The organism is Ruegeria sp. CI8 (assembly GCF_056536865.1).
This window is the reverse complement of record NZ_JBQFQL010000004.1, coordinates 237,462-260,062: the sequence shown is the minus strand read 5'-3', so window position 1 is coordinate 260,062 and position 22,601 is coordinate 237,462. Positions and strand designations below refer to the sequence as shown.

Annotated in this window: 24 protein-coding genes; 10 read left to right on the top strand and 14 right to left on the bottom strand. The window is 61.6% G+C overall.

The window, feature by feature from the left end; translation table 11 throughout:
• Nucleotides 1-7 precede the first annotated feature (7 nt).
• Complete coding sequence (gene deoD / locus ACR0DA_RS16450) at nucleotides 8-718, top strand: purine-nucleoside phosphorylase (protein ID WP_170367636.1); 711 nt, start codon at nucleotides 8-10, stop codon at nucleotides 716-718.
• A 29-nt stretch (nucleotides 719-747) separates the two neighbouring features.
• Here deoD and ACR0DA_RS16445 read toward each other — a convergent pair whose 3' ends face one another.
• The 11 genes from ACR0DA_RS16445 to ACR0DA_RS16395 form a co-directional block, all read right to left on the bottom strand.
• Complete coding sequence (locus ACR0DA_RS16445; protein ID WP_480754938.1) at nucleotides 748-1,593, bottom strand: urea carboxylase-associated family protein; 846 nt, start codon at nucleotides 1,591-1,593, stop codon at nucleotides 748-750.
• A 316-nt stretch (nucleotides 1,594-1,909) separates the two neighbouring features.
• On the bottom strand, nucleotides 1,910-2,050 hold the full coding sequence (locus ACR0DA_RS16440; RefSeq protein WP_170601283.1) for a hypothetical protein: 141 nt from the start codon (nucleotides 2,048-2,050) through the stop codon (nucleotides 1,910-1,912).
• A 136-nt stretch (nucleotides 2,051-2,186) separates the two neighbouring features.
• Nucleotides 2,187-2,966: a succinate dehydrogenase iron-sulfur subunit gene (locus ACR0DA_RS16435; protein ID WP_170343321.1), complete on the bottom strand. Its 780-nt coding sequence runs from the start codon at nucleotides 2,964-2,966 to the stop codon at nucleotides 2,187-2,189.
• A 12-nt stretch (nucleotides 2,967-2,978) separates the two neighbouring features.
• A complete protein-coding gene (sdhA, locus tag ACR0DA_RS16430; RefSeq protein WP_480754936.1) occupies nucleotides 2,979-4,784 on the bottom strand; it encodes a succinate dehydrogenase flavoprotein subunit in 1,806 nt (601 codons plus the stop codon).
• Between the two features lie 19 nt (nucleotides 4,785-4,803).
• On the bottom strand, nucleotides 4,804-5,175 hold the full coding sequence (gene sdhD / locus ACR0DA_RS16425) for a succinate dehydrogenase, hydrophobic membrane anchor protein (RefSeq protein ID WP_093963475.1): 372 nt from the start codon (nucleotides 5,173-5,175) through the stop codon (nucleotides 4,804-4,806).
• A gap of 11 nt (nucleotides 5,176-5,186) precedes the next feature.
• Complete coding sequence (gene sdhC / locus ACR0DA_RS16420) at nucleotides 5,187-5,573, bottom strand: succinate dehydrogenase, cytochrome b556 subunit (protein ID WP_170343324.1); 387 nt, start codon at nucleotides 5,571-5,573, stop codon at nucleotides 5,187-5,189.
• Between the two features lie 215 nt (nucleotides 5,574-5,788).
• A complete protein-coding gene (locus ACR0DA_RS16415; RefSeq protein ID WP_480754935.1) occupies nucleotides 5,789-6,451 on the bottom strand; it encodes a DUF1194 domain-containing protein in 663 nt (220 codons plus the stop codon).
• 60 nt (nucleotides 6,452-6,511) lie between these two features.
• Entirely contained in the window at nucleotides 6,512-7,540 is a 1,029-nt protein-coding gene (locus tag ACR0DA_RS16410) for a MaoC family dehydratase (RefSeq protein WP_480754933.1), read from the bottom strand.
• Nucleotides 7,540-7,746 carry a DUF1737 domain-containing protein gene (locus tag ACR0DA_RS16405; RefSeq protein ID WP_170343327.1) on the bottom strand — a complete coding sequence of 69 codons (207 nt, stop codon included), beginning with the start codon at nucleotides 7,744-7,746 and terminating at the stop codon, nucleotides 7,540-7,542. The genes ACR0DA_RS16410 and ACR0DA_RS16405 overlap by 1 nt, the downstream gene beginning before the upstream one ends.
• 12 nt (nucleotides 7,747-7,758) lie before the next feature.
• Nucleotides 7,759-8,313: an NnrU family protein gene (locus ACR0DA_RS16400; RefSeq protein ID WP_480754931.1), complete on the bottom strand. Its 555-nt coding sequence runs from the start codon at nucleotides 8,311-8,313 to the stop codon at nucleotides 7,759-7,761.
• 6 nt (nucleotides 8,314-8,319) lie between these two features.
• Nucleotides 8,320-9,177 (bottom strand): HpcH/HpaI aldolase/citrate lyase family protein, encoded by an 858-nt coding sequence (locus ACR0DA_RS16395; protein ID WP_480754929.1) that lies wholly within the window; start codon nucleotides 9,175-9,177, stop codon nucleotides 8,320-8,322.
• A 168-nt stretch (nucleotides 9,178-9,345) separates the two neighbouring features.
• Between ACR0DA_RS16395 and ACR0DA_RS16390 the strand changes: the two genes are divergently transcribed.
• Entirely contained in the window at nucleotides 9,346-9,651 is a 306-nt protein-coding gene (locus ACR0DA_RS16390) for a hypothetical protein (RefSeq protein WP_170456480.1), read from the top strand.
• Between the two features lie 3 nt (nucleotides 9,652-9,654).
• Here the strand turns inward: ACR0DA_RS16390 and ACR0DA_RS16385 are convergent, their stop codons facing one another.
• Entirely contained in the window at nucleotides 9,655-10,410 is a 756-nt protein-coding gene (locus ACR0DA_RS16385; RefSeq protein ID WP_480754927.1) for a sulfite exporter TauE/SafE family protein, read from the bottom strand.
• A gap of 160 nt (nucleotides 10,411-10,570) precedes the next feature.
• On the opposite strand from ACR0DA_RS16385, the gene mdh reads away from it, so the two are divergent.
• Nucleotides 10,571-11,533, top strand: a complete 963-nt coding sequence (mdh, locus tag ACR0DA_RS16380; RefSeq protein WP_170342201.1) for a malate dehydrogenase — start codon at nucleotides 10,571-10,573, stop codon at nucleotides 11,531-11,533.
• A gap of 104 nt (nucleotides 11,534-11,637) precedes the next feature.
• On the opposite strand, the gene ACR0DA_RS16375 is transcribed toward mdh, so the two are convergent.
• Nucleotides 11,638-12,630, bottom strand: a complete 993-nt coding sequence (locus tag ACR0DA_RS16375; RefSeq protein WP_480754925.1) for a zinc transporter ZntB — start codon at nucleotides 12,628-12,630, stop codon at nucleotides 11,638-11,640.
• Between the two features lie 372 nt (nucleotides 12,631-13,002).
• Between ACR0DA_RS16375 and sucC the strand changes: the two genes are divergently transcribed.
• The 7 genes from sucC (at nucleotide 13,003) to lpdA (ending at nucleotide 21,946) form a co-directional block, all read left to right on the top strand.
• Entirely contained in the window at nucleotides 13,003-14,196 is a 1,194-nt protein-coding gene (sucC, locus tag ACR0DA_RS16370) for an ADP-forming succinate--CoA ligase subunit beta (protein ID WP_093963486.1), read from the top strand.
• 84 nt (nucleotides 14,197-14,280) lie between these two features.
• The gene (sucD, locus tag ACR0DA_RS16365; RefSeq protein WP_170342204.1) at nucleotides 14,281-15,165 is read left to right on the top strand and encodes a succinate--CoA ligase subunit alpha; all 885 of its coding nucleotides are present in this window, start codon (nucleotides 14,281-14,283) and stop codon (nucleotides 15,163-15,165) included.
• A 44-nt stretch (nucleotides 15,166-15,209) separates the two neighbouring features.
• The gene (locus ACR0DA_RS16360) at nucleotides 15,210-15,752 is read left to right on the top strand and encodes a DUF805 domain-containing protein (protein WP_480754923.1); all 543 of its coding nucleotides are present in this window, start codon (nucleotides 15,210-15,212) and stop codon (nucleotides 15,750-15,752) included.
• Nucleotides 15,749-18,703, top strand: a complete 2,955-nt coding sequence (locus ACR0DA_RS16355) for a 2-oxoglutarate dehydrogenase E1 component (RefSeq protein ID WP_170360118.1) — start codon at nucleotides 15,749-15,751, stop codon at nucleotides 18,701-18,703. Before ACR0DA_RS16360 ends, ACR0DA_RS16355 begins: the two co-directional genes overlap by 4 nt.
• A 6-nt stretch (nucleotides 18,704-18,709) precedes the next feature.
• Nucleotides 18,710-20,212: a 2-oxoglutarate dehydrogenase complex dihydrolipoyllysine-residue succinyltransferase gene (odhB, locus tag ACR0DA_RS16350; RefSeq protein WP_170367628.1), complete on the top strand. Its 1,503-nt coding sequence runs from the start codon at nucleotides 18,710-18,712 to the stop codon at nucleotides 20,210-20,212.
• Between the two features lie 2 nt (nucleotides 20,213-20,214).
• Nucleotides 20,215-20,484 carry a hypothetical protein gene (locus tag ACR0DA_RS16345; RefSeq protein ID WP_170342212.1) on the top strand — a complete coding sequence of 90 codons (270 nt, stop codon included), beginning with the start codon at nucleotides 20,215-20,217 and terminating at the stop codon, nucleotides 20,482-20,484.
• 73 nt (nucleotides 20,485-20,557) lie between these two features.
• On the top strand, nucleotides 20,558-21,946 hold the full coding sequence (gene lpdA / locus ACR0DA_RS16340; RefSeq protein WP_480754922.1) for a dihydrolipoyl dehydrogenase: 1,389 nt from the start codon (nucleotides 20,558-20,560) through the stop codon (nucleotides 21,944-21,946).
• An 18-nt stretch (nucleotides 21,947-21,964) separates the two neighbouring features.
• Here the strand turns inward: lpdA and ACR0DA_RS16335 are convergent, their stop codons facing one another.
• Nucleotides 21,965-22,543, bottom strand: a complete 579-nt coding sequence (locus ACR0DA_RS16335) for a TetR/AcrR family transcriptional regulator (protein ID WP_170436054.1) — start codon at nucleotides 22,541-22,543, stop codon at nucleotides 21,965-21,967.
• Nucleotides 22,544-22,601 lie beyond the last annotated feature (58 nt).

The window sequence follows — 22,601 nt, the reverse complement described above, 5'->3', positions numbered from 1 at the left end:
TATCAAAATGACAATTCACATTGGCGCCGAAAAAGGCGAAATCGCCGAGACCGTGCTTTTGCCGGGTGATCCGTATCGTGCGAAATGGGCCGCCGAAACTTTTCTGAGCAATGTGCGGCAAATCAACGATGTCCGCGGGATGCTGGGTTTCACCGGCGAATGGAAAGGAAACCCGGTCACCATTCAGGGCAGCGGAATGGGAATGCCGTCGCTGTCCATTTACGTAAATGAACTGATCCGGGACTACGGTGCAAAAACCCTGATCCGCATCGGGTCTTGCGGCGGCATGCAGGAAAACGTGAAGGTCCGGGATGTTATCCTGGCCATGACGTCAACGACGCTCAGCACCCCGTCCCGGGGCATCATGAAAGAGCTCAACTTTGCGCCTTGTGCAGATTGGGGCCTGCTGCAGGCTGCCGCCAAAGCAGCCGAGGCCAAGGGCACGGCAACCCATATCGGCGGCATCTACTCGTCTGACGTTTTCTATGACGAACGCCCCGACCTGAACGAACAGATGGTGCGTCACGGAATCCTGGGTGTCGAAATGGAGGCAGCCGAGCTGTATATCCTGGCCGCGCGGCACAAATGCCGGGCCTTGGCGGTTCTGACCGTGTCCGATCACCTTCTGACCGGCGAGGCTCTGCCCTCGTCCGAGCGCCAGAGCAGCTTTGGTGACATGGTGGAAATTGCGCTGCAGGCCGCCTTCCCGAACGCCTGACACAAACCGGCCCGGGTCACCCCCGGGCCTCAGCGCCCATGCGTACGGTCATAGCCATTGGGCGCTGGACTTTGCCATCCGCTCAGCGTGCCTTCGGCAGGTGCGAAAACCTCGACCAACAGCGGGTGACAGGCGGCCGTATCCGACGAATGCTCGGACGAGCAATCCCCACCCGGACAGGCGCTGAGGTCTCCCAGAAGGTCGATTTCCGCGAAGAACTCCAAGTAGTCACCCGGTCGAACCGGTGAAGCCTTCATGAAATACTGCCCCTTATCGCGGGTAAAGCCAGTGCACATGAATACGTTCAACACGTCGTGCACCAAACGCTCGGCTACCGGAATTTCCAGACCAGTATGGTCAGCCAGCGCCCGGGTCAGGTTGGAGTGGCAGCAATGATGGTATTGAGTGCCCGACAGCAAGTTTCCGGTATAGGGATCGCAACGCGTTCCGATCACGTCATGCACCGACCCGCCGTATTGATCGATTCCGTACCAGTCCAAGGTGTCCGCAACGATCGTGGCCATCGGGCGCAGAAAAGGAAAGCTGGACCATAGTCGCTCGCCGGTCGTGACATGGGTGCCATGCAATGCACGCGTCTTGCCCGAATAGAAACGTTCGTTCAGGTCGTGCAGGTTCCACAGGTTCAGGTCGCCGACCTGCGGGCCTTCGACCGAAGTGATCCGAAAGAAGTGTCCGGCCGGCACCTCAAAGCAACGGGCATCACGTGGCGGCACCAGAACTTCGGCTGTCTTTCGCGCGCTCTTTCGGGCGTCCAGCAGCAGGTCAAGGTCAACGCTGGGCAGGGTGTTATTTGGGTAGCAAATGACTGGAGCGATCCCGCGGCGGGCGGCGGCATCCGAAGGAGGATTTGGCATTCTGCATCTTTCCGCTGTTTTGCGCAGATTGACCCAGAATGACCTTTGGGAAAACCCCGTTTCCCTCAGGCAAAAAGGCTTATTTTCGTTCGCATCGCGTGGGCTGCGACTCGGAGACGGAAACCGCCCCGCAATACGCACAACTCCACGTGCCGGCTTGCCTGTGCTGCCGCCACCGGCAGTCCCGGGTCAAAGAAGACGTGCGTGAACGCCAGACGAAATAGGCGAACACGCCGGCGCCGAGCAGAAGCAGAAGAACAGGCATTTCCCTGCTTCGCGCAATATACGCCGGGACTCAAGACTTGGCTTGGTAAACTCAGGCCGCGTTGGCGTATTCAAACAGCTCCGGCTCTGCATCTTTTGCAGGCTTGACCCGCTCAGGCTCATAATAGGCCCAAGCTTGCTCAAGATATTCCAAGGCTTTGGCTGCGTCTGTTTTTTTGGATTCGTTCTTCATCGGAGTGATCCTGTTTCCAATCCGTCACTCCTCCCCGGTGCCGAACATAGTCTTGGCCGGGGCGGCACACATCCAATGATTTCGCATGTGGGCCATGCGCTTGCCGCAACGCGGCAAGCACGTTGGTCGTCATCGGTCAAACTGCGCGTTCGACCATCATCTTCTTGATCTCGGCAATCGCCTTGGCCGGGTTCAGACCCTTGGGGCAGGTCTTTGCGCAGTTCATGATCGTATGGCACCGATACAGCTTGAACGGATCCTCAAGCTGATCCAGACGCTCGCCGGTGGCCTCGTCGCGGCTGTCGATGATCCAGCGATAGGCATGCAGCAGCGCGGCGGGGCCAAGGTACCGGTCGCCATTCCACCAATAGCTGGGGCACGAGGTCGAGCAGCTGGCGCACATGACGCATTCGTAAAGACCATCCAGTTTTTTTCGGTCTTCGATCGACTGCTTCCATTCTTTTGCAGGGCGGTTGGTCTTGGTCTCCAGCCACGGCATGATCGAAGCGTGCTGCGCATAGAAATGTGTCAGATCCGGGATCAGGTCCTTGACCACCGGCATGTGCGGCAGCGGGTAGATTTTCACGTCGCCCTTGATCTCGTCCATGCCGTAGATGCAGGCCAACGTGTTGATCCCGTCGATGTTCATCGCGCAGGAACCGCAGATCCCCTCGCGGCACGACCGGCGGAAGGTCAGGGTCGGGTCGACCTTGTTCTTGATGTAGATCAGCGCATCCAGAACCATCGGCCCGCAATCGTCCATGTCGACGAAATAGGTGTCGACCCGAGGGTTCTGCCCGTCATCCGGATTCCAGCGGTAGATCTGGAACTTACGCACGTTGCTCGCGCCTTCCGGTTTCGGCCAGGTCTTGCCCGTCGTAATCCGGGAATTCGTAGGGAGGGTCAGTTGGACCATGTGTTCCTCTCCTCAGAATGTCCGCGCCTTGGGCGCGATCTTTTCAAGGCTGATACCGCCTTCAGCCTCGGTGCTCAGCGGATCCACGATGACCGGGCGATAGCTGAGTTCGACCTTGTTCCCGTCAACCCGGGACACGGTGTGAACACGCCAGTTTTTGTCATCGCGCTCGGTGAAGTCTTCGTGTGCATGAGCGCCGCGGGATTCCTTCCGCGCTTCGGCGCCGACGATTGTGGCAAGCGCGTTGGGCATCAGGTTGGTCAGTTCCAGCGTCTCCATCAGGTCGCTGTTCCAGATCAGGCTGCGATCCGTGACCTTGATATCCTCCATCTTGGCCGCGATTGCGGTCATCTTCTCGACCCCTTCGGCCAGGGTCTTGGCTGTCCGGAACACCGCAGCATCCGCCTGCATGGTTTTCTGCATTTCAAGCCGCAGATCGGCCGTCGGGATTGCACCGCTGGCATTGCGCACCGCATCGAACCGATCAAACGCCTTGTCGACCGAGGTCTGGTTCAGGACCGGGTTGGGCGTTTCGGGGTCGACGACCTTGCCCGCCCGGATCGCCGCCGCGCGGCCAAAGACCACAAGGTCGATCAACGAGTTCGACCCCAACCGGTTCGCTCCGTGAACCGACGCGCAACCGGCTTCGCCGACGGCCATCAGGCCGGGCACGACGGCGTTCGGATCGTCGGCGGTCGGGTTCAACACCTCGCCCCAATAGTTGGTCGGAATACCGCCCATGTTGTAGTGCACGGTCGGAAGAACCGGGATCGGTTCCTTGGTGACATCCACGCCGGCGAAGATCTTTGCGCTTTCCGAGATGCCCGGCAAACGCTCATGCAGGGCTTCGGCTGGTAGATGGCTCAGGTTCAGGTGAATATGGTCGCCTTCGGGACCGACGCCGCGCCCTTCGCGGATTTCCATTGTCATCGAACGCGAGACATAGTCGCGCGGTGCAAGGTCCTTGTATTGGGGCGCGTAGCGCTCCATGAACCGTTCACCTTCCGAGTTGGTCAGATATCCACCTTCGCCGCGGGCGCCTTCGGTGATCAGGCAGCCCGAGCCGTAGATGCCGGTCGGGTGAAACTGCACGAATTCCATGTCCTGCAAGGCCAGGCCGGCACGGGCCACCATGCCGCCGCCGTCGCCGGTGCAAGTGTGGGCCGAGGTCGCGCTGAAATAGGCGCGGCCGTAACCGCCCGTAGCCAGAACCACCATCTTGGCGTTGAAGACATGCATGGTGCCGTCGTCCAGCTTCCAGCAGACGACGCCTTGGCACTGCCCGTCTTCGGACATGATCAGGTCAATGGCGAAATATTCGATGTAGAATTCCGCGTTGTTCTTCAGTGACTGCCCGTACAACGTGTGCAGGATCGCGTGACCGGTCCGGTCGGCAGCGGCACAGGTGCGCTGAACTGCGGGGCCCTCACCGAATTCGGTCGTGTGGCCACCAAAGGGGCGCTGGTAGATCTTGCCTTCTTCGGTGCGCGAGAACGGCACACCGTAATGCTCCAACTCATAGACGGCCTTGGGTGCTTCGCGCGCCAGGTATTCCATCGCGTCGGTGTCACCCAGCCAGTCCGAGCCCTTGACGGTGTCATACATGTGCCACTGCCAATGGTCGGGGCCCATGTTCGACAGCGACGCCGCAATGCCACCCTGCGCCGCAACGGTGTGCGAGCGGGTCGGAAAAACCTTGGTTACGCAAGCGGTGCGCAGACCTTGTTCGGCCATGCCCAGCGTGGCACGCAGACCGGCCCCACCGGCGCCGACCACGACCACGTCATATTCGTGCGTTTCGTATTCGTAAGCAGCCATTTCATTCAGCTCCGGGGTGTTAGAGGGCAATGCGGGCGACGGCGAAGATACCTGCGGCCGCGGCGCCATATGAGAGACACTTCACGAGAATGATCAGAACCTTTTCCATTGTGCCGTGCACGTAGTCCTCGATCATCACTTGGGCACCATCAGCGAAATGCTTGAACCCAACGGCCAGCGTCAGGGCCGCCACGATCGCCGGGAATGGCCGCGAGTAATAGTCCAGCACCACGTCAAAGGGCTGTCCCAGCGTGGGGCCGAAAGTGAAGACAAAAAGCGGGACAAGGATCAGCAGCGCAACCGAGCTGACCTTCATCGCCCAAAAATGTTCGGTACCCGACTTGGCCGATCCCAGGCCTACGGCGCGTTTGCGGTCGGTAAGATAACGCATGTCAGCCTCCCTCAGGCAACGATCAACAGTGTCAGGAAAGTCAGCACAAAAGAGCCGATCACAACCGCCCAGCCCAGCTTGTAGGCTGTCGGGATATCCAGTCCGATCGCGTTGTCCCAGATCAGGTGCCGGATACCGGCCAGCGTGTGGTACCAAAGACCCCAAAGCGACAGTGCCATGACCAAGTCCCCGAGGAGCGACGTGATCACACCATTGGCGCGATCAAAGGCTTCGGGCGACGTGGCCGCGGCCAGGAACCACCAGACGATCAACAGCGCGGCCACCAACATGGCGTTGCCGGTGATCCGGGTCAGGATGGAAGTGACAGAGGTCAACTGCGGACGATAGATCGACAGATGCGGCGATAGCGGGCGGTTCCCCCGATTGACATCGGCCATGGCGGCTCCTTTTGAGGTTGGCTACCGAAGTTTTTACTCCATTTTGCGACCCTGTCACGCGCTGCGCGTGCAAAAAAGATCAAATCACCCGCAATTCGGTCGATAATTCGGAAACGTGATCACACAAAATATTCTCGTGATCACAAAATGCATTCCAACCCTCCAATGTTAGCGTTTTCAAGGGTCAAGCAATGTGATCACGAATCTTTCCGCGCTCAGCGCAGATCGGCAGTCTGCCGCGTGACTTCACGCAGAAGTTTTTTCCGGATCCGTTCGGGATAGTCCTTGAAACCGGCAGCCGATACGACGAAGGCCCCTTCGCCGACTATGACGTTTTCAAAGAAATAGGCCGTCAGGTCTGGTTCGCTCTCCTCGATCGCAATTGCGTTCACCGTGATCCCCTGACGGCGCAAAAGGTCCCGGATCTCGGTGGGTTCGACCCCTTCGTTCGAGACGCCGTCCCCCGAGATGTCAATCAGGTGACGCTTGCATTCGGGCACCTCGAGAAAGCTGTTCACGGTCATTTCCAGCGCCTCACCGATCGCGGTCGAAAAGTTCCGCCAGACACGCGGATCGGCAGACACTTTTGCGGCAAACGCATCCAGTGCGTCGAACCCGTCAATTTTGGTCCAGGGGATGGTGATCCGCTGCCGCGAGGTCCCGGTCCATTGCACCAGCATCAACCGGGCTTGGCCGCGCACCAGCGCCTCGGACACGACCGGATCGCGCAGTCCGGCCGCCAGGCCATCCATCTGGATGCGGTATTCCGAACTGTCGACCGAGCCGGACACATCCACGGCCAGCGCCAGCGCCAGATCGCAGGCCAGCGCCGGGCGGGCAAAGCAAAGTGCAGCAGCAAGGATACGCAGAAAACACATGAGCCGAACCTAGCACGGTTCGGCCCGGTCGGAATCACAAGACTGTGGGGGTCAGCCGGCTCAGGTCGGCATCAGCGCCCAATAGTCCAGATCCAGCAGGACGTCGGGGCTGTATTTTCCATCCGGGCCGCGCAGCGCAAAGGGCTCGCCGCCCTTGGTCGCCACCAGTCGCAACCGGATCGCACCCACGCCGGGCACGCCGGTTTCGGCCTTGTCCAGCACTTCGGACCACGCCTTGATGGTGTCGCCCGCGAAACAAGGGTTGGCATGGGCCCCGCCGTTCAAACCGACGATCATCTGCGCATTGGCCAGCCCGTTGAACGACAGCGCGCGCGCCATCGAGATCACATGGCCGCCATAGATCAGCCGCCCATCGGGGCGGAAGGTCAGGTCAAAATGCACTTTGGCGGTGTTCTGCCACAGGCGGGTGGCCAGCATGTGTTCGGCCTCTTCCACGGTCACGCCGTCGACATGGTCGATGGTTTCGCCGATCTGGTAGTCTCCCCAGCGGTGCGGTTCACCGGCCAGAGCAAAGTCGTATTTGCTGAAATCCAGCCCGCCCGGCACCACGAGGTCGCCGGGTTCCAGCGCTTTTTTCAGGTCCGGCAGCACGGTTTCGGGCGCCGGCACATCAAGGTTCGATTTCCGCACCATCACCCAGCGCACGTATTCGATGACCACCTCGTCGCGCTGGTTCAGCCCGCGCGTGCGCACCCAGACCACCCCGGTCTTGCCGTTCGAATTCTGCTTGAGGCCGATGACCTCGGATTCCGACCGCAAGGTGTCACCGGGATAGACCGGTTTCAGCCAGCGCCCCTCTGCATAGCCCAGGTTCGCGACCGCGTTCAGCGACACATCCGGCACCGTCTTGCCGAACACCACATGGAACGCCGCCAGATCGTCGATCGGGCTTTGCGGCAGGCCGCAGCTCCGAGCGAACTCGTCCGAGGAATAGAGCGCGTGGCGCGCGGGATAGAGCGCATGATAGAGCGCGCGCTCGCCCACCGTCACGGTGCGCGGCACCGCGTGGTGCAGCACCTGCCCGATGGAGTAATCCTCGAAAAAGCGGCCCGAATTGGTCTTTGCCATTATTGCTGTCCCAGTTTCATGTCGGGGGAATAGTCGGCCGCGACCTCCTTGGTCACAGCCTGCGCACAGCGCATCTTGCTGGTGGACGGGTCGAACGCATAGGCCGGAGAGCCGTGCAGCTCCCACCCTTTGGCCAGCGCCTCGGACACCTTGTGGCAGAAGTCCGAGGTGTCCTCTTCAGTCAGCAGTCGATAAAGTTTTGCCATCACATCACCTGCCTAGCCCGGGAAAGGGGAAGGGCCGACCAGCCCGTGAATGTAGCCGATGATGCCCAGCAGCACGATCGAGGCCACGAAGAACATCGCATCCTTGCCCAGCGTTCCGGGCTCGCCCGGGGTCCAGTCGGGCTCGGATTTGTTGATCACGATCACCTCGACCACCGCCCAAGTCAACAGGCCGCCGAACAGGATGATCGACGCCAGATCACCATTGACCAGCAGATGCGCAAAGGCCCAGAGCTTGAACCCGCCCAGCATCGGGTGACGCACCTTGTTCAGCAGTCGGCCCTTGGTTCCGGCAGGGCTCATCATCCAGATCGCGATCAGCACCAGCAGGTTGTTGATGTGGATCATGAAGCTGGGCGGCGCCCAGACATGGATGTAATCGGTCATGCGATAGCCGAAGATCATCAGCAGGATCGACAGGACCAGCGCGCCCGCGACGGCGCCCTTTCCGGCATCGCCCATGGCCGCGCGGCGCGCGGGCATCAGGCGTTTGAACAGATGCGCGGCCCACCAAAGCGCCACACCGAGAATGAGAAGAACGAAGCCCATGCTGGCTTACCCCGCTTGCAAAGCTGATATCGCCTCTGCTTTTGCCAGAATTTCGCTGGCAGTTACAACGTGCAGGTTTTCCACGATCTTGCCATCGACCACGGCAACGCCCTGCCCCTTGGCCTCGACCTCTTCGAAAGCGGCGATCTGGCGGCGGGCCAGGTCGATCTCGACCTCGGAGGGGGCGAAGGCGGTGTTGGCGGTCTCGACCTGCGCGGGGTGGATAAGGGTTTTGCCGTCAAAGCCCATGTCGCGGCCCTGCGCACATTCGACAGCCAGACCTTCGGTATCCTTGAAGGCGTTGTACACGCCATCGACGATCACCAACCCCTCGGCCTTGGCGGCCAGCAGGCACAGGCCCAGCGACGTCATCAGCGGCAGGCGGTCGGGGCGGAAGCGGGTCTGAAGCTCTTTGGCCAGATCGTTGGTGCCTATGACAAAGCCCGCCATCAGCGGATGCGCCGCGATCTCGGCCGCGTTCAGCATGCCGCGCGGGGTCTCCATCATCGCCCAGATCGGAAGGTCGCCGGTGATCGCGGCCAGCGCATCCACGTCGGCGGCCGAGTTGACCTTGGGCAGCAGAACCACGTCGGCATCCATCTGGCGCACGGCCTCGGCATCGGCGCGACCCCAAGGGGTGTCCAGACCGTTGATTCGCACGATCTTGACGCGCGGGCCATAACCGCCTGTGGCCAGAGCGGCCTTGAGCGTTTCGCGCGCATTGTCCTTTTCATCAGCGGCAACCGCGTCTTCCAGATCGAAGATAATGGCATCGACCGGCAGCGAGCGCGCCTTGTCGAGCGCCCGCTCCTTGGAGCCGGGGATATACAGAACAGAGCGGTAGGGGCGCTGGCGGGGGTCCATGGGAACCTCTCGTTGAAATAAAGTTGCGCAGAATGGGGCATTTTTTGCCGGAAACTTCAAGGCCAAAATCGCCGCATTGCAGCATGCGACGCAACGCGCGTTGGTTTTACCGCAATTGCAGAGGGTTCCGGCAGCTTTAGTCCAGTCAAAAGGCAAAGGGGGCCGGAGATGAATCAGTGGTTGTTTCAGATGACGATGGGGCTGGGCATCATGGTGCTGGCGGCGCAGCAGGTGCAGGCGCAGTCGCCGAACTGTGCGCCCCGGCCGGACGTGCTGCAGCGGTTGGCCGAGACCTATGGCGAGACCCGGCGCGGCATCGGCATGGCGCGGCAGGGGGCGGTGATGGAAGTCTTTGCCTCGGACGAAACCGGCACATGGACCATCACCGTGACCTTGCCGGATGGCATGACCTGCCTGATCGCGGCAGGCGAGGCCTATGAGGTGATCGCCGAGGCGCTGCCGCCCGATGCCTGAGGGTCAGGTCAACGCGTCCCAGATCAGTTTCGTGCCGGTCAGGGTCAGCAGAACGTAGGCGATGCCGAAGAACAGGCGCTCGGACATCATCCAGTGGGCGCGCACGCCCAGCCAGGCACCGAGGATGGCGAAGGGGGTCAGCAGCAGGTCGGCCCAGGCGGTCTGCAGGGTGAACATGCCCAGATAGGCATAGGGGACAAACTTGGCGATGTTGATGACCCAAAAGACCAGCACGGTGGTGGCCTGGAACTCGGTTTTCGTCAGGCGCTGCGACAGCAGATAGACGGCAGCGGGCGGGCCGCCGGCGTGGCTCACGAAGCTGGTGAACCCGGCGACCATCCCCGCGAACAGCCCGGCCGGGGGCGGCAGGCGGTTGGCGAAGCCACGCACCCAGCCGCCGGTTTGGGCGACGTGCCAGATCACGAAGCCCACCGAAATGCCCCCGATCAGCAGGCGCAGCAGGTCTTCGTCGGTCGCCCGGTACAGCAGCGCGCCCAGCACCACGCCCGGCACCGCGCCCAGCATCAGCAAGCGGGCGTCGGGCCAGCTCCAGCGTTTCCAGTAGGGGCGCAGCGTTGCCAGATCAATCACCATCAGGATCGGCAACATCAGCGCCAGCGCCTGCCCCGGGTCAAGGATCAGCGCCAGAATCGATGAGGACGCAAAGGCCACGCCCGAGCCGAAGCCACCCTTGGAGATGCCCGCAAAGATCACGGCCGGGATCGCCACGGCAAAAAACATCAGGTTCAATTCGACCATGCGGCGGCCCCGAAACGGCTTGTCCTGCGGGTGGTTTAGCGCAACCGGCGGGGGGCAGGCAAACGGTATGCGGTCGCATGCCGCGCTGCAGAACCCTTGCGCAACGGCGTTTTAACGACTAGCAAACCGTCGATTTCAAAACCGACCGGAGATATTCCAAATGGCCAGACCCAAGATCGCGCTGATCGGCGCAGGTCAGATCGGGGGCACGCTTGCCCACCTCGCAGCAATGAAGGAACTGGGGGATGTCGTTCTGTTCGACATCGCCGAGGGCATCCCGGAAGGCAAGGCGCTGGACATCGCCGAATCCGGCCCGTCCGAGGGCTTTGACGCCAAGCTGAAAGGCACCCAGTCCTACGAGGACATCGCCGGTGCGGATGTCTGCATCGTGACTGCTGGTGTGCCGCGCAAGCCGGGCATGAGCCGCGATGACCTGCTGGGCATCAACCTGAAGGTCATGAAGTCGGTCGGTGAAGGCATCGCCGCCAACGCACCCGACGCCTTCGTCATCTGCATCACCAACCCGCTGGACGCGATGGTCTGGGCGCTGCGCGAATTCTCGGGCCTGCCCCACAACAAGGTCTGCGGCATGGCCGGCGTGCTGGACTCGGCCCGTTTCCGCCACTTCCTGGCCGAAGAGTTCGACGTATCGATGAAGGACGTCACCGCCTTTGTTCTGGGCGGCCATGGCGACACGATGGTGCCGTCGGTTCGTTATTCGACCGTTGCCGGCATCCCGCTGCCCGATCTGGTCAAGATGGGCTGGACCACGCAGGAGAAGCTGGACGCCATCGTACAGCGCACCCGTGACGGCGGCGCCGAGATCGTCGGCCTGCTGAAGACCGGTTCAGCCTACTACGCGCCTGCAACCTCGGCGATCGAGATGGCCGAAGCCTATCTGAAAGACCAGAAGCGCGTTCTGCCCTGCGCCGCCTATTGCGATGGCGAGTTGGGCGTGAAGGGCATGTATGTGGGCGTCCCGACCGTGATCGGCGCCGGCGGCATCGAAAAGGTCGTCAACATCCAGCTCAACGAAGAAGAGCAGGCCGGTTTCGACAATTCGGTCAACGCGGTGAAAGGTCTGATCGAGGCCTGCAAGGGCATCGACAGCTCATTGGCCTGATACATTGATCGGATCTTTGGGTCCCACCAAAGATCCGGCCAAACGCATGACACCCTGCCCCGCTGTCTCCAACCGGCGGGGCATTTCTTTTGGTCCTTCGAGTTCTATCGGAACATCCCAAGCCACCTGGCAACGCCCAGAAGCATCCCGCCAAGTGCGACCAGCAAGGCGCAAACGACCCAGAACCCATGCGGACTTTCGGCGCCGGGAATGCCGCCGACATTGATCCCCAGCACTCCCGCCACCAGGCCCAGCGGCAGAAAGACAGCGCTGACCACTGACAGCACGAGCATACGGCTGTTCATACGTTCGGCCCGTTCATCCATCAGCTGATCGTGTATGATCTGAACCCGTTCCCGCACGGCCGCCAGATCTTCGCCGATCCGGTAGATGCGCTCCGAGGCTTCGCGCAACCGCGACCGGTCGTGAGACTGCAGCCACGGCACGTCTTCAATCTCGAGCGTCGTCAACGCGTCGCGCTGGGGTACCAGATAACGGCGCAGAACGATGGAGGATCTGCGGATCGCCGCCAGCTCGGCCCGGGAAATCTCGGCATTCGCCTCAAGAAGCGCCTCCTCGAGGTCATCCACACGTTCGTTCAGATCGGTGATCGCAGGTTCGGCCCTATCTGCCAGCCGCAAGGCCAACCGCGCGACGAAGTCACCCGGCGATTTCGATGCCTGCCCGCGGTCGATTGCCGCCAGCATGTCCGCAACCGCATCCAAGGGGCGGCGCCAGACACCGATGATCTTGTTCTCAGTCAACCACAGCCTGACCGAGATCATGTCTTCGGGCGGTTGCCCTTCTTGCAGGTTCACACCGCGCAGGTTCAGAATTACGCCATCGCCATGGACGGTACAGCGGGGCCGGGTCTCATCCGCCGTCAGAGCGTCGATCACGAACTCATCAAGCCCGCCGGCGCGTAGAAGGGGAACCGTGCCAGACGCTTCCAGCCTCAGGTGTTGCCAAGCGAACTGCCCCTCCGGTCCGGCCGGTATCCAGCTGGCAAATTCATCGGCGTCCAGTGATACGGCTTTGCCGGATCCGTCGAAGATCCAGGTCATGACATCGGGGAAATCTGGGTTCGGCACTGTCATCTGCTCGGAGCTTGTTCATGTTTGACCTGCCCGACCCAACCGGACCCGCACAGGCCCGGTCAGACTAGCCAGCCTGCGAGAATGCGCCAAGCCCCGAAGGCCTGGCAGGTCCGGTCCCGCCGCTTCGAACGCGACCGGAAATGTTGGCGCAAACGGGGTGCGAACACGGTCTTCGAATATGTTTTCAAAGCCTATTCTGACTCGCTCGAATCATTTTTTGGCACCGGTTTGTTTGTGATCACACCCCGAAAATGTGTGATCACAAATGCTGAAAATCTTCGGCAAATAGCGCGATCGCAGCAGAAAACCCTTTAATTTTTACCGCTAGACACCCCTATAACGATCTAATCGCAGTCAGACGGGACAGTTTCGATGAACATTCACGAATATCAGGCCAAGGCTCTTCTTCGCAGCTATGGCGCTCCGGTCTCCGACGGACGTGCAGTTCTGCGCGCCGAGGAAGCCAAAACAGCCGCCGGTGAACTGGACGGCCCCCTTTGGGTGGTCAAGGCACAGATCCACGCGGGCGGCCGCGGCAAAGGTCACTTCAAAGAGGCCGATGCCGGTGAAAAAGGCGGTGTCCGTCTGACCAAATCGGTGGAAGAAGCCGCCGAAGAAGCCAAGAAGATGCTGGGCCGCACGCTGGTCACCCACCAGACCGGCCCCGTAGGCAAGCAGGTCAACCGCGTTTACATCGAGGCCGGTTCGGGCATCGAGCGCGAGCTGTACCTGGCCCTGCTGGTGGACCGCCAGACCAGCCGCATCTCGTTCGTGTGCTCGACCGAAGGCGGTATGGACATCGAAGAAGTAGCCGCAGCGACACCCGAGAAAATCCTGTCCTTCTCGGTTGACCCGGCCACTGGGTACCAGCCGTATCACGGCCGGCGCATCGCCTTCTCGCTGGGTCTGGAAGGCGCGCAGGTCAAGCAATGCGTGCGTCTGATGGGCATCCTGTACAAGGCCTTCGTCGAGAAGGACATGGAGATGCTGGAGATCAACCCGCTGATCGTGGCCGAAGGTGGCGACCTCAAGGTGCTGGATGCCAAGCTGAGCTTTGACGGCAACGCGGTCTACCGCCACCCCGACATCGCCGAACTGCGCGACACCACCGAGGAAGACCCCAAGGAACTGGAAGCCAGCAAATACGACCTGAACTACATCGCGCTGGACGGCGAGATCGGCTGCATGGTCAACGGTGCGGGTCTGGCGATGGCGACGATGGACATCATCAAGCTGTACGGTGCCGAGCCTGCCAACTTCCTCGACGTCGGCGGCGGCGCCACCAAAGAGAAAGTGACCGAGGCGTTCAAGATCATCACGTCTGATCCTAACGTCAAAGGCATCCTCGTCAACATCTTCGGCGGCATCATGCGCTGTGACGTCATCGCCGAGGGCGTGGTCGCCGCGGTGAAAGAGGTCGGCCTGCAGGTTCCGCTGGTCGTGCGTCTGGAAGGCACGAATGTCGAAAAAGGCAAAGAGATCATCAACACCTCTGGCCTGGACGTGATCGCGGCGGACAACCTGAAAGACGGTGCCGAGAAGATCGTGAAGGCAGTCAAAGGCTGAACCCGATAACTCAGGGCGGGTCGCGGCCCGCCATTCCGATGAATGCTGGCGGGTCAGATCCCGCCGAAAACAGGAGAACGCCAAATGGCAGTCCTCATCGACGAAAATACCAAAGTGATCTGTCAGGGCTTTACTGGCTCGCAGGGCACGTTCCACTCTGAACAGGCCATCGCCTATGGCACCAAGATGGTCGGCGGTGTGACCCCGGGCAAAGGCGGTATGGAGCATCTGGGCCTGCCCGTGTTCAACTCGGTGCACGAGGCCAAGCACGTGACCGAGGCCAACGCGACCGTGATCTATGTGCCGCCGCCCTTTGCCGCGGATTCGATCCTCGAAGCCATCGACGCCGAGATGGAAGTGATCGTCTGCATCACTGAGGGCATCCCGGTTCTGGACATGATGAAGGTGAAGCGCGCGCTGGAAGGCAGCAAATCGCGCCTGATCGGCCCGAACTGTCCCGGCGTCATCACGCCCGACGCCTGCAAAATCGGCATCATGCCCGGCCACATCCACAAGCGCGGTTCGGTCGGCGTCGTGTCGCGTTCCGGCACGCTGACCTATGAGGCGGTCAAGCAGACCACCGATGTGGGTCTGGGCCAGTCCACCTGCGTGGGCATCGGCGGCGACCCGATCAAAGGCACCGAGCATATCGACGTGCTGGAATGGTTCCTGGCCGATGACGAGACCGAGTCGATCATCATGATCGGCGAGATCGGCGGCTCGGCCGAGGAAGAAGCCGCACAGTTCCTGGCGGATGAGGCCAAGAAGGGCCGCAAGAAGCCGGTTGCCGGGTTCATCGCAGGCCGCACAGCCCCTCCGGGCCGCCGCATGGGCCACGCAGGCGCGATCGTCGCCGGTGGCAAAGGTGGTGCCGAGGACAAGATCGAAGCCATGCGCTCGGCCGGCATCGTCGTGGCCGAAAGCCCGGCGCAGCTGGGCGAGGCTGTGCTGGAAGCAATCGGCAAGTAAACCGCCGGCCCCTTGCGTGGGCTGGCCTCAGCGGAGCGAAACACATGACCTTCAACGAAGCCGTCAAAACGTGTTTCTCCAAATACTTCACATTCTCGGGGCGGGCCTCTCGCCCCGAGTATTGGTATTTTTTCCTGTTCATTCTGGTCTGGAGCGCAATCGCCACGGTCATCGACTGGCATTTCTTCGGACGGGTCACGACCGTGCAATCCGAAGGCTCGGTCGAGGTGACCGCCACATCAAGCCAGCCGGTGCAGAGCATCGTGTCGCTGATCGTGTTCTTTCCGCATCTGGCCGTGGCGTGGCGGCGCATGCATGACACCGGGCGCAACGGTCTCTATGCGCTGCTGCCGATCCTTTTGATCCTTGGGGCTTTTGCCGTTCTGGTCTTCGGCATCGGCCTCGCCTCAAGCTTCCAGCATGGCGGAAGCCTCGACATCCTGTTCACGCGCGCCACGCTGCTGATCGTCATTCCGACACTGCTTGTTCTTCTGGTGTCGCCCCTCCTGGTTCTGTGGTGGCTGTCCCGCCACAGCCAGCCAGGCACCAACAAATACGGTCCCAACCCATATGAGGTAACCCAATGACCGAACACTCGCCCAATTCTGCCTTCCATGCCTCGAGCTTCATGCAGGGGCACAATGCCGAGTACCTGGAGCAGCTATACGCCCAGTACACCAAGGACCCCGGCGCAATCGATGCGGCCTGGGCCGAGTTTTTCCGGCAGATGGGAGACGCGGCACCGGACGTCCAGAAAGAGGCCGAAGGGCCTTCTTGGGCGCGCCCCGACTGGCCACCGATGCCGAATGATGACCTGACCGGCGCCCTGACCGGCGAGTGGATCGAGGTCGACGCCAAGGCAGCGGGCAACAAGATCAAGGAAAAGGCCGCCAAGGCAGGGGTTGATGTAAGCGACGAACAGATCAAGCGCGCCGTGCTGGATTCGATCCGCGCGCTGATGCTGATCCGGGCCTATCGGATCCGGGGTCACCTGGCCGCTGATCTGGACCCACTTGGCATGCGCGCCGCGACCAACCATCCCGAGTTGGACCCCAAGACCTATGGCTTTACCGATGCCGACATGGACCGGCCGATCTTTATCGACAACGTGCTGGGTCTGCAGATGGCCAGCATGCGCCAGATCGTCGAGATCGTGAAACGCACCTATTGCGGCACTTTCGCGCTGCAGTACATGCACATCTCGAACCCCGAGGAGGCCGCCTGGCTGAAAGAGCGGATCGAAGGTTATGGCAAGGAAATCTCGTTCACGCGGGAAGGCCGTAAAGCGATCCTGAACAAGATGGTCGAGGCCGAGGGCTTTGAGAAGTTCCTGCATGTGAAATACATGGGCACCAAGCGGTTCGGCCTAGACGGAGGCGAGGCGCTGATCCCGGCGATGGAACAGATCATCAAGCGTGGCGGCGCCCTGGGCCTGAGCGATATCGTGATCGGCATGCCGCACCGCGGACGTCTGAACATCCTGGCCAACGTGATGGGCAAACCCTACCGCGCCATTTTTAACGAGTTCCAGGGCGGCAGCTTCAAGCCCGAGGACGTGGATGGGTCGGGCGACGTGAAATATCACCTCGGTGCGTCCAGCGACCGTGAGTTCGACGGCAATACCGTGCACCTGTCGCTGACGGCGAACCCGTCCCACCTCGAGGCCGTGAACCCGGTTGTTCTTGGCAAGGTCCGGGCCAAGCAGGACCAGCTTGGCGACACCGATCGCAGCAAGGTCATGGGCATTCTTCTCCACGGCGACGCGGCTTTTGCCGGCCAGGGTGTCGTGGCCGAAGGCTTTGGCCTGTCCGGTCTCCGCGGTCACAAGACCGGTGGCACCATGCATATCGTCGTGAACAATCAGATCGGCTTTACCACAGCGCCGCATTTCTCGCGGTCGAGCCCGTACCCGACCGATATCGCGCTGATGGTCGAGGCGCCGATCTTCCACGTGAACGGCGACGACCCCGAGGCGGTGGTGCACGCGGCCAAGGTCGCGACCGAGTTCCGCCAGAAGTTCCACAAGGACGTGGTCATCGACATCTTCTGCTACCGCCGGTTCGGTCACAACGAGGGCGACGAGCCCATGTTCACCAACCCGATCATGTACAAGAAGATCAAGACCCACAAAACCACGCTGTCGCTGTACACCGAGCGGCTGGTCAAGGACGGTCTGATCCCCGAGGGCGAGATCGAGGACATGAAGGCCGCCTTCCAGGCGCATCTGAACGACGAGTTTGAGGCCGGCAAGGATTACAAACCCAACAAGGCCGACTGGCTGGATGGCCGGTGGTCGCATCTGGACAAGAACAAGGAAGAATATGTCCGCGGCGACACTGCAATCACGCCGGACACGCTGGCCGAGGTCGGCAAGGCGCTGGTGACGGTGCCCGAAGGATTTGCCCTGCACAAGACGGTAGGTCGCCTTCTCGAGCACAAAAAGCAGATGTTCGAAACCGGTGAGGGCTTTGACTGGGCCACCGGCGAGGCGCTGGCCTTCGGGTCGCTGCTGACCGAGGGCTATCCGGTACGCCTGTCGGGGCAGGACGCCACCCGCGGCACATTCAGCCAACGCCATTCGGGTTTCATCAACCAGGAGACCGAAGAGCGCTACTATCCCCTGAACCACATCCGCGCCGGACAGTCGCAGTACGAAGTGATCGACTCGATGCTGTCGGAATACGCGGTGCTGGGCTTCGAATACGGCTATTCGCTGGCCGAGCCCAACGCGCTGGTTCTGTGGGAGGCCCAGTTCGGCGATTTCGCCAACGGCGCGCAGATCATGTTCGACCAGTTCATCAGCTCGGGCGAAAGCAAATGGTTGCGCATGTCCGGTCTGGTCTGCCTGCTGCCGCACGGGTTCGAGGGGCAAGGCCCCGAGCACTCGTCGGCACGACTGGAGCGGTTCCTGCAGATGTGCGGCCAGGACAACTGGATCGTCGCCAACTGCACCACGCCTGCAAACTATTTCCACATCCTGCGCCGTCAGTTGCACCGCACCTTCCGCAAGCCGCTGATCCTGATGACGCCCAAATCGTTACTGCGCCACAAGCTGGCGATCAGCAATGCCGAGGACTTCACCACCGGATCCAGCTTCCACCGGGTGCTGTGGGACGACGCGCAAAAAGGCAATTCGGACACCCAGCTGGTGCCCGACGACAAGATCAAGCGCGTGGTGATGTGTTCGGGCAAGGTGTACTACGACCTGCTTGAAGAACGCGATGCGCGCGGGATCGACGACGTCTATCTGCTGCGGATCGAGCAATACTATCCGTTCCCGGCCCACTCGCTGATCAACGAGCTTGAGCGGTTCAAACAGGCCGAGATGGTCTGGTGCCAGGAAGAGCCCAAGAACCAGGGTGCCTGGGGATTCATCGAACCCAACATCGAATGGGTCTTGTCCCGCATCGGCGCCAAGCATACCCGGCCGATCTATGCCGGCCGCGCCACATCGGCCTCGCCCGCAACGGGTCTGGCCAGCCAACACAAAGCCCAACAAGAAGCGCTGGTGAACGAAGCGCTGACCATTGAAGGATAATTAACGATGACGATTGAAGTTCGTGTTCCCACGCTGGGCGAGTCCGTCACCGAAGCCACGGTCGCAACCTGGTTCAAGAAACCCGGCGATGCCGTCGCCGTGGATGAAATGCTGTGCGAGCTTGAGACGGACAAGGTCACCGTCGAGGTTCCGTCGCCCGCAGCCGGCGTGATGGGCGAGATCGTAGCCGCCGAAGGTGAGACGGTCGGCGTTGATGCGCTGTTGGCAACGATCCAGGCCGGTGAGGGTGCGGCCCCCGCTCCAAAAGCTGAAGCCGCGCCGGCAGCGGCACCTGCGGCCTCGGGCGGCAGCGTCGACGTGATGGTTCCGACACTGGGTGAGTCCGTCACCGAAGCGACAGTATCGACCTGGTTCAAGAAGGTCGGCGATACCGTCGCACAGGACGAAATGCTGTGCGAGTTGGAGACCGACAAGGTTTCGGTTGAGGTCCCAGCTCCGGCTGCGGGTGTACTCGCGGAGATCGTGGCCCCCGAGGGCGCGACGGTCGACGCGACCGCCAAGCTTGCCGTGATCTCGGGCGCTGAAGCAGGCGCCGCACCGGCTGCGCCAGCCGCGGCAGCCCCTGCCCCGGCAGCAGCCGCCACCGGCAAGGACGTGGCCAATGCGCCGTCGGCCGAAAAGGCCATGGCCGAAGCCGGTCTGTCGGCCGATCAGGTCACCGGCACCGGCCGCGATGGTCGCATCATGAAGGAAGACGTGGCCCGCGCCGTCGCAACCGCCGCCGCCCCTGCCGCGGCCGCTCCGGCACCGGCCGCAGCCCCGCGCGCACCCGTCGCCGCCGAGGACGCCGCCCGCGAGGAACGCGTGCGCATGACGCGCCTGCGCCAGACCATCGCCAAGCGTCTGAAGGACGCGCAGAACACTGCCGCGATCCTGACCACCTACAACGAGGTGGACATGACCGAGGTGATGGCCCTCCGCAACCAGTACAAGGACCAGTTCGAGAAGAAGCACGGCGTCCGCCTGGGCTTTATGTCCTTCTTCACCAAGGCCTGCTGCCACGCGCTGAAAGAGGTGCCCGAGGTCAATGCCGAGATCGACGGCAATGACATCGTCTACAAGAACTACGTCCACATGGGCGTCGCCGCCGGCACTCCGCAGGGCCTGGTGGTTCCGGTGATCCGTGATGCGGACCGCATGTCGTTCGCCGAGATCGAGAAAGCCATCGCCGAGAAGGGCAAACGCGCCCGTGACGGCAAGCTGAGCATGGCCGAAATGCAGGGCGGCACCTTCACCATCTCGAATGGCGGCGTCTATGGCTCGCTGATGTCCTCGCCGATCCTGAACCCCCCGCAGTCGGGCATTCTGGGCATGCACAAGATTCAGGAACGTCCGATGGTCATCAATGGCGAGATCAAGATCCGTCCGATGATGTATCTGGCGCTGTCCTATGACCACCGCATCGTCGACGGCAAGGGCGCGGTCACCTTCCTGGTGCGCGTGAAAGAGGCGCTGGAAGACCCGCGCCGTCTGCTGATGGATCTGTGATCATGGCGACGCACGTACTCTGGCAGGCCGACGTGGCCGATTTCGACGCCTGGCTGAAGGTGTTCCGCGAGGACAAGCCGATGCGCAAGGCGGCCGGGATTGTCGATCTGCACGTCTGGAAAGACCCCGAACAGCGCGATCATGCGGTTGCCCTGTTCGAGATTACCGATCTGGACCGGGCCCAGAGCTTCATCGAATCGGAAGAGCTGGCCATGCACCATGAACGTGGCGGCGTCGCGCATATTCAGGTGAAGGTTCTGACACCCGTCTGAACAGGCACCCAGGCGATCCACCCCGTGGGTCGCCTTTTCAAAAAAGAACACTCCGCGGATTTGGGAGAACAAAATGGCTAACTATGACGTCATCGTAATCGGCGCCGGTCCTGGCGGCTATGTCTGCGCCATCCGCTGCGCGCAGCTGGGCCTGAAAACCGCCGTCGTCGAAGGGCGCGAGACGCTGGGCGGCACCTGTCTGAACGTGGGCTGCATTCCGTCCAAGGCGCTGCTGCATGCCAGCCATCAGCTGCACGAGGCCGAGCACAATTTTGCCAAGATGGGCCTCAAGGGCAAAAGCCCCTCGGTCGACTGGAAACAGATGCTGGCCTACAAGCAGGACGTGATCGACACCAACACCAAAGGCGTCGAGTTCCTGTTCAAGAAGAACAAGATCGACTGGCTCAAGGGCTGGGGCTCGATCCCGGCGGCGGGCAAGGTCAAGGTCGGTGATGAATTGCATGAGGCCAAGAACATCATCATCGCCTCCGGCTCCGAGGCGGCGTCGCTGCCCGGCGTCGAGGTCGACGAAAAGGTCGTCGTGACCTCGACCGGCGCGCTGGAGCTGGGCAAGATCCCGAAAAAGCTGGTGGTGATCGGCGCAGGCGTGATCGGGCTGGAACTGGGCTCGGTCTATCAGCGTTTGGGCGCCGAGGTGACGGTGATCGAATATCTGGACGTCATCACCCCGGGCATGGACCCCGAGGTGCAGAAGACCTTCCAGCGCATCCTGAAAAAACAGGGCCTGAACTTCGTCATGGGCGCCGCCGTGCAAAAGACCGAGGCCACCAAGACCAAGGCCAAGGTGACCTACAAGCTGCGCAAGGATGACAGCGAGCACGTGATCGAGGCCGACACCGTTCTGGTCGCCACCGGGCGCAAGCCGTTCCATGACGGGCTGGGTCTGGAGGCGCTGGGGGTCGAGCTGACTCCGCGCGGCCAGATCAAGGTCGGCAAGGACTGGCAGACCAACGTGCCGGGCATCTACGCCATCGGCGACGTGATCGAAGGCCCGATGCTGGCCCACAAGGCCGAGGACGAAGGCATGGCCGCCGCCGAAGTGGTCGCGGGCAAGCATGGGCACGTGAACTATGGCGTCATTCCGGGCGTGATCTACACCTGGCCCGAGGTTGCCAATGTCGGCGAGACCGAGGCCACCCTCAAAGAGCAGGGCCGCGCCTACAAGGTCGGCAAGTTCAGCTTTATGGGCAATGGCCGCGCCAAGGCGAACTTTGCCGCCGACGGGTTCGTCAAGATCCTGGCCGACAAGGAAACCGACCGCATCCTGGGCTGCCACATCATCGGCCCCGGCGCGGGCGACCTGATCCACGAGGTCTGCGTTGCGATGGAGTTCGGCGCCTCGGCCGAGGATTTGGCTTTGACCTGTCACGCCCACCCGACCTATTCCGAGGCCGTGCGCGAAGCGGCGCTGGCCTGCGGCGATGGTCCGATCCACGCCTGATGAGTTCGGCTCCGGCGGTCAGGCCGCCGGAGTCAGCCACGCCCGCAGATAGGTTTCCAGCCGGTCGGTGAATGTCGTCGCCGAATGCAGGGCGCAGAATTTCAGTGACATGGCTTGGATGGCAAAGGCCTGCACGCCCTCGGCCAGCAGGTCAGTCGACACGTCCTGTCTAACCTCGGCCTGATCAAGCCACATCATCACGATCCGGAAGTATTTCTCGAAGCAATAGGCGATCGGCCCGATTTCAGAGATCGCGGCGGCACCGGAATAACGGATCAGCAGGTCGAACACATAGCGTTCGGACATCATGAAATCATGCACAGGGGCCAGGGCCACTATAATCTGCGGCACGGTATTCGGCGTTTCCGACGCCTGCGCCTGATCCAGACAGGAGTCCAGTTTTTCGCCGATCAGGATCTCCATCAGCGCGTCCTTGTCGTGGAAATGGGCAAAGAAGGTGCCCTTGGCCACACCGGCGGCCTGTACCACCTCTTCCACGCGCAACGCCTGGTATCCGTTTTTCTGCACCACGTCCGCCGCCGCCTGCAGCAGCTTGGCGCGGGTTTTCAAGGTTCGTTTCTGAATCGTCTTTTGCATGAGGCTTGTTCGCATGTTTTTTGACCGCGGTCAAATTTGATATTGACCGTGGTCATTT